10 protein-coding genes are annotated in these 12,046 nt (G+C 53.8%); 6 read left to right on the top strand and 4 right to left on the bottom strand.

Annotated elements, in window-relative coordinates:
* Window positions 1–126: 126 nt before the first annotated feature.
* From cysT to PLIM_RS16360, 3 genes are all read left to right on the top strand, one after another.
* On the top strand, window positions 127–978 hold the full coding sequence (cysT, locus tag PLIM_RS16370) for a sulfate ABC transporter permease subunit CysT (RefSeq protein WP_013111430.1): 852 nt from the start codon (window positions 127–129) through the stop codon (window positions 976–978).
* On the top strand, window positions 971–1,840 hold the full coding sequence (cysW, locus tag PLIM_RS16365; protein ID WP_013111429.1) for a sulfate ABC transporter permease subunit CysW: 870 nt from the start codon (window positions 971–973) through the stop codon (window positions 1,838–1,840). The genes cysT and cysW overlap by 8 nt, the downstream gene beginning before the upstream one ends.
* A 74-nt stretch (window positions 1,841–1,914) precedes the next feature.
* The gene (locus tag PLIM_RS16360) at window positions 1,915–2,976 is read left to right on the top strand and encodes a sulfate/molybdate ABC transporter ATP-binding protein (RefSeq protein ID WP_013111428.1); all 1,062 of its coding nucleotides are present in this window, start codon (window positions 1,915–1,917) and stop codon (window positions 2,974–2,976) included.
* A gap of 183 nt (window positions 2,977–3,159) precedes the next feature.
* Here PLIM_RS16360 and PLIM_RS16355 read toward each other — a convergent pair whose 3' ends face one another.
* Entirely contained in the window at window positions 3,160–3,435 is a 276-nt protein-coding gene (locus tag PLIM_RS16355; RefSeq protein ID WP_148227154.1) for a hypothetical protein, read from the bottom strand.
* A 134-nt stretch (window positions 3,436–3,569) separates the two neighbouring features.
* On the opposite strand from PLIM_RS16355, the gene PLIM_RS16350 reads away from it, so the two are divergent.
* Entirely contained in the window at window positions 3,570–4,352 is a 783-nt protein-coding gene (locus PLIM_RS16350) for an SDR family NAD(P)-dependent oxidoreductase (RefSeq protein WP_013111426.1), read from the top strand.
* A gap of 113 nt (window positions 4,353–4,465) precedes the next feature.
* Window positions 4,466–5,140: a hypothetical protein gene (locus tag PLIM_RS16345; RefSeq protein WP_013111425.1), complete on the top strand. Its 675-nt coding sequence runs from the start codon at window positions 4,466–4,468 to the stop codon at window positions 5,138–5,140.
* A 131-nt stretch (window positions 5,141–5,271) separates the two neighbouring features.
* Here the strand turns inward: PLIM_RS16345 and PLIM_RS16340 are convergent, their stop codons facing one another.
* Window positions 5,272–6,009, bottom strand: coding sequence for a DUF6655 family protein (locus tag PLIM_RS16340; RefSeq protein ID WP_013111424.1), 738 nt, complete (start codon window positions 6,007–6,009; stop codon window positions 5,272–5,274).
* 99 nt (window positions 6,010–6,108) lie between these two features.
* Window positions 6,109–7,110, bottom strand: coding sequence for a hypothetical protein (locus tag PLIM_RS16335; protein WP_148227153.1), 1,002 nt, complete (start codon window positions 7,108–7,110; stop codon window positions 6,109–6,111).
* Between the two features lie 1,141 nt (window positions 7,111–8,251).
* Between PLIM_RS16335 and PLIM_RS16330 the strand changes: the two genes are divergently transcribed.
* Entirely contained in the window at window positions 8,252–11,260 is a 3,009-nt protein-coding gene (locus PLIM_RS16330) for a vitamin B12-dependent ribonucleotide reductase (RefSeq protein ID WP_086003236.1), read from the top strand.
* 599 nt (window positions 11,261–11,859) lie between these two features.
* On the opposite strand, the gene PLIM_RS24450 is transcribed toward PLIM_RS16330, so the two are convergent.
* A complete protein-coding gene (locus PLIM_RS24450; protein WP_155523252.1) occupies window positions 11,860–12,045 on the bottom strand; it encodes a hypothetical protein in 186 nt (61 codons plus the stop codon).
* Window position 12,046: the final 1 nt, after the last annotated feature.

Here is a 12,046-nt window from a genome sequence, read left to right as displayed (position 1 = left end):
CGATAGTCATATTTTGGATCTGTCGAAGATGATCAGCCAGCTTGAGAGCTGGAAGAGAGAATCACCCGGGGTTTGACAACGAAAAAGCGGTTGAATGCAGCCGGTGGACTTGAGGCCAATAAGTTGATGTCTTCTGCCATATCATCTTCTCCGACAGGGAGTCTCAAGAAACGCCGTGTCCTTCCCGGACTGGGGTTAAGCCTGGGTTATTCCATCACGGTTTTGACTCTGCTCCTCTTTATTCCACTGGCTGCCTGTTTTGCGAAAGCCGCCACACTCACACCATCTCAATTTTGGGCCGCCGCCTGGAGCGAGCGAGCCCAGTCAGCATACTTTGTGACGTTTTTCTGCTCGCTGATTGCCGCGATCATCGATTCGATTATCGGTGTCATTCTGGCCTGGGTGCTGGTGCGGTATCAGTTTTTCGGGAAACGGTTTATTGATTCGCTCATCGACCTGCCGTTTGCCTTACCGACCGCCGTTGCCGGACTGGTCTATGCGAACATGTATGCCGAGCACGGCTGGTTCGGAAAGTGGCTGGTTCCTTGGGGCATCCATGTGGCGTTTACCAAGCTCGGGATCATTCTCGTGCTGGTGTTTGTGGGTTTGCCTTTTGTCGTGAGAACAGTTCAGCCTTTGCTGGAGACTCTCGATGACGATCTTGAAGACGCCGCCGAGTTATTGGGCGCCACGCGCTGGCAGACACTTTCGATGGTGATCTTCCCAGCCATTCAGCCGGCTTTGCTGACGGGTTTTGCATTGACGTTTGCCCGGGCCATTGGCGAGTTCGGCTCGGTGATCTTTATCTCTGGTAACCTGCAGTACAAAACAGAAATCGCTCCGTATCTGATTGTTTCCCGGTTGGAAGAATATGCGTATGCCGAAGCGACGGCTGTTGCCGTTGTGCTGATTGTGATCTCACTGATCCTGCTGGTGATCATTAACGGACTCGAACGCTGGAACCGCCGCTATGACTGAACCCGCCCGCCGCGGCTTCAGCCGCTCACGAGAACCCGCCTGGTTGAAATGGCTGCTGATCGGGATTGTGTACCTGATTGTTGTGGTGCTGATTATTGTGCCGCTGCTGCAGGTCTTCTCGATTGCCCTTTCTGCCGGGTGGAATGCCTTCGTGCAGAAAGCACTGGTCGATCCCGATTCGCTGCATGCGATGTGGATGACATTTGTGGTCAGCTCGATTTCGGTAACGATCAACATCTTCTTTGGTGTGGCGTTGGCATGGGCTGTGGCCAGGTTTCAATTTCCGGGCCGGACACTATTGATTTCGATGGTGGATCTGCCATTTGCAATTTCGCCAGTCGCCGTGGGCCTGATGTTCATGCTGCTGTTTGGCCGGCAAGGTTTTTTTGGCAGCACTCTGGAAGAGTGGGGGATCGAGATTGTGTTTTCGACCCCGGGGCTGATTCTGGCGACAACGTTTGTGACCTTACCCTTTATCGCGCGTGAATTGATCCCGGTGATGGAAGCCATTGGCCCGGATGAAGAACTGGCAGCGATCACGTTGGGGGCATCCGGCTGGCAAATGTTCTGGCTGGTGACGATCCCGAACATTCGCTGGGCGCTGCTCTACGGTGTGATTCTCTGCACAGCCCGAGCGATGGGCGAATTCGGTGCTGTTTCGGTGCTTTCCGGGAAGATCGCCGGTTCGACCGAGACGATGCCACTGCGCGTTGACAAGCTCTTTCATGAACATGATGAGCCTGGTGCCTTTGCAGTCGCCTCGATTCTGACATTGTTTGCGTTGATGACACTCATTGCCAAAGCGGCACTCGAGCACTGGGTGCTGGCCTCGATCAAAAAACCTGATGCCGACGAGTTGTAACTGCAAAGAATCGGATCACTGGAATACAGACAAACTTTGACTGCTAACAGCAGCTTGAATATCTGGAATAGCGTATGTCCATTCGTGTTGAACAGGTCACAAAACGATTCGGTGCTTTTACGGCACTCGACCGCTTGACCGTAGAAGCCAAAGGTGGCGAACTGCTGGCGCTCCTGGGCCCCAGTGGCTCCGGGAAAACCACGCTGCTCAGAATCATTGCCGGTCTCGAGCATGCTGATGAAGGGGTTGTGCGTTACGAAGAGGAGGATGTGACTGGTACTCATCCCCGGCAACGCGGGGTGGGCTTTGTCTTTCAGCACTATGCCCTGTTCCGTCACATGACCGTCTTCGACAATATTGGCTTTGGCATGCGGATTCGGAAAGAATCCAGGCAGATAATTACTCAGCGTGTCCGCGAACTGCTGCATCTGGTGAGGCTGGAAGGGCTCGAAAATCGCTTCCCGGCACAGCTTTCGGGCGGACAACGACAACGTGTGGCTCTAGCTCGCGCTCTCGCTGTGCAGCCGAAAGTGCTCTTACTTGATGAACCCTTTGGCGCTCTCGATGCGAAGGTTCGTCAGGAATTGCGGCAATGGCTCCGCCAATTGCACGATGAAGTACCGATCACCACGATTTTCGTGACTCACGATCAGGAAGAGGCGTTTGAAGTGGCCGACCGGGTGGTGGTCATGAAATCAGGAAGGATCGAGCAGGTTGGCTCCCCGCAGGAAGTGTTCGATCACCCGGCTAACCCGTTTGTGATGGATTTTCTTGGGCATGTGAACGTGTTCCACGGACGTGTCCACGATGGCAAAATGGTGGCGGGTGGAATTGAGTTCAATGCCCCAGAAAACTCTGCCAACGCTCCCAACGCAACGGCCTACGTACGACCGCATGATGTCGATCTCACGCGGATTCCTGAAAGTACCGAATCAATCCGCGTAAAAATTCTACAGATCAACCCTGCGGGAGCCGTCGCCCGCGTCCGCTGCTATTCGGAAGAGTTCGGGATCACCCTGCAGATCGACTTGAGCCGAGATCGCTACCTGGCGCTGAAGCCTGTCGCTGGCGAAGAATTGTTCGCCTCACCACGCCATGCCCGGATCTTCTCGCCTAAGGAAGATTACTCAATCTGATTCGCTTTCCATGAAAAAATGGCGATCTGTGTGCCATGCTTGCAGCTCTGGGCAAGCATGTTTTCGCGACCAACAACGCGCAATTGTTTCTTGGCGACCGTATGAGATGCCGCCTTAGAAGATTACCATCTGTTGATCGAATGATGGGTGGCAAAGATCGCGGAGCGATGCGATTCAGGTGTGCTATTTGAGTTTGACTCGCTTGAACTCATGGTCACGAGCCCCCTCGCTCGTCGGAGCAAAATCTTCCCAAACCTGGCCAGTGGCGGTATCGAGCACATACGCATGGCCAGGAATTCCTGCGATCTGATACCGGCCAATCACAGAGGAATTACCAGTTCCCACACGCGGCACAGCCATCGGTTGAGCCTTGGCGGCCACATACGAAGCCAGAACCACCGCTCCGCCCAAAGTCAGCCCAAAACTGATCCCCAGAACCGCCGCACTTTTCGAATCCACGGTGTATTCCTCGCGAGAATAGAGTTCAGCCACTCGCCTGCTCTCAGTAGAATTGTTAAGTTCATCCAGAGCAGAGCCTTACAAAACAGCCTGCATATTAGACCGATCTTGTGTTGGCACTGAAAAGACACAATATGAAACTTCTTGGCAAGAATGCATTGGTCACTGGTTCGTCTCGCGGGATTGGTCGAGGTTGTGCGATTGAGTTGGCACGGGCCGGGGCCAATGTGGCGATCAATTATTTCAGCAATCGGGACGAAGCCGAATCGCTTGCTCGGGAGATTGAAGCACTGGGCCGGAAGGCAGTGATCTTTCAGGGCGATGTCTCACAGCAGGAGGTGATTGAACGAATGATCGACGAGACCGCCCAGGCGCTGGGCAGTCTGGATCTGTTTGTCTCGAATGCGGTCTATAGTGATCGTGAGCCGATGCTTAAAGCCAATCTCGATGGGTTCCGTCGCACGATTGATGTCTGCATGTGGGGCGCGTTCTATGGCGTGCGTGCTGCGGCACTGAAAATGGTCGCTCAAGGGCAAGGCGGAGCAATGGCAGTGATCAGTTCACCCCACGCCGTCATCGCCATCCCGACAGCCATGGCCTATAACATGGCGAAGGCGGCGATCGACCACATGGCCCGCACTGCGGCTATCGAACTGGCACCCCATCGCATCCGCATCAATATCATTCACCCCGGCTGGATTGATACACCCGGCGAACGTAAGTTTTTTACCGAAGAGCAATTAGCCGAAGGAGCCAGAAAACTCCCCTTTGGTCGGCTGGGACAACCCGAAGAGATTGGAAAGGCAGTAGCCTTTGCACTCAGTGATGACGCCGCCTATATGACGGGTAGCACACTCTTGATCGATGGTGGTGTCAGCCTTCCCTGGTGGTCAAATCGGGAATCTGGCCAGCAATAGTTCTCTCAACGTGTCGATAGAGTGTGTGACTATAACTGTCTATTGAACATGCACTTTCTGATTGATAACTCTTAGATCTTGACTTGTGAGTAAATTATTGGCGGGAGACGGCTGTGACGCTGATGCTTTGCCGCCAATGTCTGAACTGGGAGTCACCTCAATATGGACGGTGTCCCTTCTGTACAAGCGTATTGAATCTCTCTGAACCTGACCTGACAACCAGTGAGCTTGCTGACCGATTTGGTGCCGTACTACTCGAACAACCATCGATCGCTATTCAACGCAGGCAGTCGTTGGTCCATGGGTCATTGATTCTGACATCGATTGGTTTGGCCTGGCTTCCCGAAATTGAATGGCTTGAGACGCATAAAATCAGTTTCAAAACAGCGTCGCATCGAACCTGGTGGAGTCTTGGTTTCTGCTGGCGGCAACCGGGTTCTTTACCACAGCGAAAATCACCAGAACAAGCGTTTCATCCTGCAGGTCAAACATCGTTTACGAATGATCTGCCGCCACAAACGCTCGACTCTTCTCCTGAAAAGAGTGCATCGATAACTCTTCCAGGAACCATCACACCGATCGAGCTTGCCACCCGCTGGATGGAACGTCCGACAGCCTTGTGGTTACCTCGCACCAGGATCGTGAGTTTGAAGATCCAGGGACGCAGGATGTCGCTGGTGATCCAACCCAATAGCAAGGTCAGTTTTTATCAATTCGGTCGGCCAACGACGATGTGGCCAACACAGTTTGAGAACTGGTTCAAAGACAGCCTGAGTAGCTCGTATTGAACATCGCTGAGAGTTGATTATATCAAGTGCATCTAATGTAGGGTGCATGAAGTTCCGACGGAATGCACCAGAGACTCGCTAAATATCTCATTGGTACATTTGTATTCACCCTGCGAGACGAATGCCACTAACTATTCATCGGCCGGTCGCTGGTCGCCGGTGAGTTGAACTGAGCCTTCCTCATTAACCTCCCGGGCAATGGCCGAACCCATGGGCCGTGTTCCACGAAAAGCGACTTGCGAGGGGAGTTGTTGAGCGGTTGTGGCAGGTGGTGTGGCGGTTCGCTCCACTTCCTCTTTGACGGTACCGTAATGATAAGGCCCGACACCGAAAACGAAGATGTTGTTATCATCCGATTGTGCTGATGAAACCCCACCCTGGCCCAGAAGCTGCTTACTTTTGGGATCGTAAGCCAGTAACCCCAGTTTCGCGGTCGCGGTTTGACGTGACCGGCTGACAAGTCGCACTTCAGGAAGTGTCAGCATCCCAGGGAGTGTAATCTCGGGTGAACCGATAAATGAGTCTGCCGAATCAGTACCGATAGAACCCGACCGCAGTTCGAGGACAATATCAGCGTCTTCAGCTTTCGCGACGATATTCGCCCCAGCCAGCATGGCGCGATGACGTAGCGAACCGACGAGGTAGGCTTTATCGACCCCTTCGAGATATTTTTCCTCGATATAGAGGTTCGCTCCTTGAATTGTCGACAAATCGACCTTTTCGAGAGCATGATCAATTGCGTTGGAAATCAGTAACTGCTCACGTGCCGTACGGGACGTATTTGTCGTCTTGGTCGATGTGCAAGCCAGTGGGGTTACAACCAGACCGCAGCAGATAGCCCAGTTTAATATCGTCTGAGTTTTCATCATGTTGTTCCTGTTTCACCCTGATCACAGGTGAACTCCAGACGCATATACGCAGAGTCTGTTATAATATTTATAGATAATTGAGGATCTGAAATACGAGCTTTACTCTTCTTCGCGGCGGCGAACAGGCCGCCCAGCACTCGACTTGGTCTTCGTACGCAGCCGACTGCCGGCATAATGAGGAGCCTGCAGATGCGACTCTCTCTGTGCGATTTCCAGTCGCAGGATCTTTTCGCCCAGTGTCTGAATGCGCGTGGCCACTTCGTCTGTCGTCTGTTCCATCCCGGAGGAAACTAATGTCACAACCCCCAGAAAGAGCAGCATCTGGCCTGCTGTGGTCATGAGCCAGCCAGTCGGTGCATGCTCGACGGGGCCACCAAAATGACTCCAAAGCACAAGCGACGTTCCACAGGTCAGTAAGGCCACACCCAGATAGGCACAGACCTGACCAGAGACAATTCCCCAGTTAAATGGCTTTTCGGTTTTCGCTTGTTGCAGACTGGCCAATTCTTTCTGTAGATGAGCCTGAGTGGGCGATGCGTGCATAGCGTGGGAAGAGTACTGTCCCTGCTCAAGTTCCCTCAGAAGTCGCACATCAAAATGCGGACCTCTTCCGGCCATTCGCGACTGCTGTTGATCAAAGCGACGCTGAACCGCCTTCGTGTCGGTTCGCCGTTTGGGGCGATGTTTCGGCTTGGGTGGTGCTCCCTCACCATGCGAAAGATCAACCCGGCGAGCAGCCTGCGGATGAACGGGAAGCGTCTCTGCCGCATAAGGAGGAGTTGGAGCATCGTTATTTGGGAAGTTCGATGCAGCGGTGGAAGTCTTCGTAGGCGGCTCAGCGGCAGGTTCGCGAGTGATGGAATGAGGTGCTGGCGTCTTGCTGGTTCGTAATGGGCTGGCAGAGAGATCCGGGAGAAAGGGACGATCCAGGGATTCCAAAGCCTGTGGCGTCGACCAGCGGGCCAGAACGTCGCGCACATTACGCGTTGATGTTTCGTCTCGAAGAAGATTTAAGCTCGCTGGTGCAGGCAAAGTTCCTGGCGGATTAGTTTCTTGATCCTGCGGTATCGTGGGTGTCGAGAGCCGGGCGGCCAATGTCATTCCGCAATGCGTGCATCGTGAATGCCGGTGATCCGGCATCAACACAGCAGCAACATCGGCTTGGCACTGAGGGCACCACATGGAAATTTTTCCGCAGAGCGGGGCGAAAGCGTAGGAGAAGAGCGGCAGACAGGAAGAGCAGTAGGCAGGGTAGGTGAAAGGTGGGATTACATCGTCTGGAAAGGCCGATGACGATCACTCACAAGCATTTGGCATGATGAGAAATCTCCTCGGAAGGTTACGAGACAATGCCTTGGGGCAGCAAGGTGAACTCACCCCAGTAGGAGCGGCAGTTTTTGCGGCCTGGCTCAGGGTAAAGATTGCGGTTCAATAGTTTTGAAGAGCCGAATTGAGCCTTGGCAAAGTTCGCATGGCCGTCCAGAACTGTTGAAAACACCTGAAAAACAAGGTGTTTTCAACAGTTATACCCTTCATCCTGCAGACTGTTTTTGGCCAAAGCAGCGTTTTTACGAGATCACTTGAAAGTCGTCTTTCGAGAACCTGGGAAAACTGCGCAATCCTTCTCAGGGAGTGTTTGTGAAGCGATCTTCACGGCCAGAAATTCTCTCACGGCTGGTAAATCCAAAATCCACCATCACTTGTGGTTGATTGAGCCACTTGACCCACAAGATTGAGTGCGAAGAGAGCTTGACAATCTTTTCTGGCGGGGTATCGTGGGGATCACAGTAGCAGTCAACATCTTGTTGAAATGGCTACTGTTTCACACAAGAGGTTGTGGTTTTCTGTCGAAATACTTCTACTGGGCAATCTGCCCGAATGTCGGAGCAAGGACTGCGTTCTGTACCGGCATCGAACAATTCACGAATTGTGTTTTGAGCACCTTGGTAGTTCCCTGGCTCCTCTCTCGAGTGGTCATGGAGATGACGACGCAGCGTCGCAGTGATGCGACGCCGGTTTTGTGAGTTTCCACTGTACTGAAAAGCAGGCACTGGCCGATAGATGTGTCTATTTGTGCGCAGTGATATAATGTATAGTCTGCTGGTATGGCAGGCTGATTTTCAACCCCTAACCCATGGATATGGAGTGCACGATGCACGAACAAAAAGGACTTGCGACGTCTGAACTTTCCCCCGTCGGCCTCCGTCCGACAAATGCCCCCAGCTCCCGGCCTAGTTTTCCGATGGGAACATCGCGACCACTTCCGGAAGCTGCACCCATGCGGATTCGTCCTGAGTTCTGTCCCGAAGGTGTCGATCCTTTTTCGACCAGTGAATGGGAACTCCGTTCCGCCTTCATTAAGGACGAAAACGGCAAGGTGCTGTTCGAGCAGAAGGATTGCGAAATTCCTGCTCACTGGAGCCCACTGGCCACCAACGTCGTCGTCAGTAAGTACTTCTATGGCGAGCACGGCACCTCGGAGCGCGAAACCAGCGTCCGCCAGGTGATCAATCGCGTGGCCCGCACGATTGCCGACTGGGGTATCGCCGATGGCTACTTCGCCAGCCGGGAAGATGGCGAGAACTTCTACAACGAACTCGCCTGGCTCTGTCTCCATCAGTACGGCAGCTTCAACTCGCCCGTGTGGTTCAACGTCGGGCTCTACCATCAGTATGGTGTGGCGGGGTCCAAAGGGAACTACCGCTTCGATCTCAAAACTCAAGAGGTCGTCCGTGCGGAAACTTCCTATGAATTTCCTCAGGCCAGTGCCTGCTTCATTCAGTCAGTCGATGACAACATGGAAGACATCATGCGCCTCGCCACCAGCGAAGCCATGCTCTTCAAGTTCGGCTCCGGCACCGGGACTGACCTCTCCTCCATCCGCAGTGCGAAAGAAAAGCTTTCGGGCGGTGGAACTCCTTCCGGCCCACTCTCGTTCATGAGAGTTTACGATCAGATTGCGGCTGTTGTGAAATCGGGCGGCAAGACACGCCGGGCAGCCAAAATGCAGTCGCTCAAGGACTGGCATCCAGATATCCTCGAGTTCATCCAGTGCAAGCTCAAAGAAGAGAAGAAGGCTCGCGTGCTGATCGAATCCGGTGAGTACGATTCGAACTTCAACGGCGAAGCCTACGGCTCGATCATGTATCAGAACGCCAATCTCTCCGTTCGCCTGAGCGATGAGTTCATGCGGGCTTACGAAGAAAACAAGAAATGGGTCACTCACTGGGTCACAGATGCCACCAAGCCCGGCCCTGCCTACGAAGCTCGCTACGTCATGCGGCAAATGGCCGAAGGTGCCTGGCATTGCGGTGACCCTGGCGTTCAGTTCGATACGATCATCAATCGCTGGCACACCTGCCCGAACGATGGTCGCATCAATGCATCGAACCCCTGCTCGGAATACATGTTCCTCGATGATACCGCTTGTAACCTTGCCAGCTTGAACTTGCGCAAGTTCCAGCGGGAAGATGGTCGCTTCGATGTCGAACGCTACCGTTCCGCGATCAATATCTTCCTGACAGCCCAGGAAATTCTGGTCGATCACGCCAGCTATCCGACTCCACAGATCGCTGCCAACAGCCACAAGTACCGTCCGCTTGGTCTGGGCTATGCCAACCTGGGCAGCCTCCTCATGTCGATGGGCATTCCTTACGACAGTGCGGCTGGCCGCGGGATTTGCGGAGCACTGACCTCTCTGCTCACCGGTCAGGCTTACCTCACTTCTTCGCGAATTGCAGCTTTCGCCGGCCCCTTCGAGGGCTATCGCAACAATGCCGATCCAATGCTCCGCGTGATGCGTATGCATCGCGATGCCGTCGATCGCATCGATTCGTCTTGCCCCGAAGAACTTCGCAAGGCAGCCGAAGAAGTGTGGGATGATGTGGTCGATAGTGGTCGCCGTTTCGGCTTCCGCAACAGCCAGGCCACAGTCCTTGCACCGACGGGAACCATTGCCTTCATGATGGATTGCGATACCACGGGCATTGAGCCCGATATCGCTCTCGTGAAGTACAAGCAATTGGCTGGTGGCGGCTTGATGAAGATCGTCAATCGCACTGTGCCACTCGCTCTGAAGACCCTTGGCTACGATTCCCCCGAAGTCGAGCGGATCGTCAAGGCCATCGAAGAGCACGACACCATCGAAGCGGCGACCGATCTTTCACCAGATCATCTCGCAGTCTTCGACTGTGCCTTCAAGCCTGCCAGTGGAACACGCAGCATTCAGTGGCGTGCTCACATCAAGATGATGGCGGCTGCTCAGCCGTTCCTCTCAGGTGCGATTTCCAAGACGGTCAACATGCCTGCCGATTCGACAGTGGAAGACATCGAAAAGGCTTATGCCGAAGGCTGGCGACTGGGCCTGAAGGCACTGGCTGTCTATCGCGACGGTTCCAAGCAAAGCCAGCCACTCAACGTGAAGAAGGGAGGCGATGGCAATAAGGAAGTGGCTCCAGGCCAGCCTGTCCGCCGCCGGTTGCCCACCACCCGCCACTCGCTCACGCATAAGTTCTCGGTGGGCGGGCATGAAGGTTACATCACTGTCGGTCTGTTTGAAGATGCCACACCGGGCGAACTCTTCATCAGTATGGCTAAAGAAGGTTCAACCATCGGCGGCCTGATGGACGTCATCGGGACGGAAACCTCGATGTGCCTCCAGTACGGCGTACCGCTGGAAGTCCTGGTCGAGAAATTCTCGCACAGCCGGTTCGAACCTTCGGGCTGGACACAGAACCCGGATATCCCGAACGCGAAGAGTGTGGTTGACTACATCTTCCGCTGGATGGCAATCCAGTTCATGCCTGGCTTCCGTGAGGCTAACGTCCCGCGGCGAGCCGAAGCGGCCTCTGCTGAAGAAGGCGAGAGTGCCGAAAGTCATCGCGTGGCCGGGGCCGCACCTGCGACTCCGGCCGGCAAAGCACACGGCTTGAACGGCAGCCTGAAGCCGGAGATCAAGGGGAGTGATAAGCTGCCAGCTTCACTGGAAAAGCGAATTCACGCACCTCTGCCAACCTCCGGGACAAACGGCAGTCATACCACCAACGGGCATACGTCTAACGGTCACGCCAACCATGGCAAAACGAATGGAAGCACGCACGCTGAACTCCATGTTCTGGATCAATCCCGGAGCCAGCAGTTCAGCCGCTTCCAGACCGACGCCCCCGCCTGTAGCAATTGCGGCTCAATCACCGTAAGAAACGGAGCCTGCTACCTCTGCCACAACTGCGGCACCAGCCTCGGCTGCAGTTAGTGCCATGCGAATAGAAAAGGCCCCGACCAAAAGTCGGGGCCTTTTTTCACGTCCAGATTGAGGTAGAGTGCATGGAGTCCGCGGAATGCACCAGGTATTTGAATCTCACGGCGAATTAATACTGAGGTTCCACATAGGTTTCTCTATATTTTCGGCGAACGTTTGTCACACCAATGGTGTTATATAGGTGATGGGCCTGCAGATTATGACTATTCAATTGAATGTCGCTGCTTGGTTCCTCTGTTCTAGACAGCCATAATTGAGCTGTTGCCTTATCGGAGATTTGGAATGACTGATAAGAAGACTAGCGACAATGCTGCATCAGCCGCCTCTCGGGTTCTGAAAGATGGTCGAACTGGAAAGGATTCAAAGTCGGCTGCAGGATCGGCACTTTCTCAAAAGGGTAGTGCAAAAAAGAAGTAATGCTCTGTCTTAAGGGTTGAACTGTCCACACTTTAACTTTTAATGCGTGGCAAGCCGTGGTAGATAGACGCATCACCACGAATCACGATTTTATTGTGGTAAGATAGATTGCGGCGGCAGGCTTCCAGCTTGGAATCTGTCGCCGCATTTTCTCTAATTAACTGAAATTCTTGATGTCACGAAGGCTTGAAAAGACTTCTCCGAAAGATATGAACGCGATGCAGCAGCGGATGGGCGTCGTGGGGAGGAGTCGCTTTCTTCAGCAGCTTGAGAACGGCAGTGGCGACTTTGCGACAGAACGCCACAAATGGGTAGATCGCCAGACTTTTGAGACTATCGAGGAGCAGTTTATCGTTCTTCAAA

Source organism: Planctopirus limnophila DSM 3776 (assembly GCF_000092105.1).
GTDB classification, from domain to species: domain Bacteria; phylum Planctomycetota; class Planctomycetia; order Planctomycetales; family Planctomycetaceae; genus Planctopirus; species Planctopirus limnophila.
This window is presented reverse-complemented; position numbering and strand designations above follow the sequence as displayed.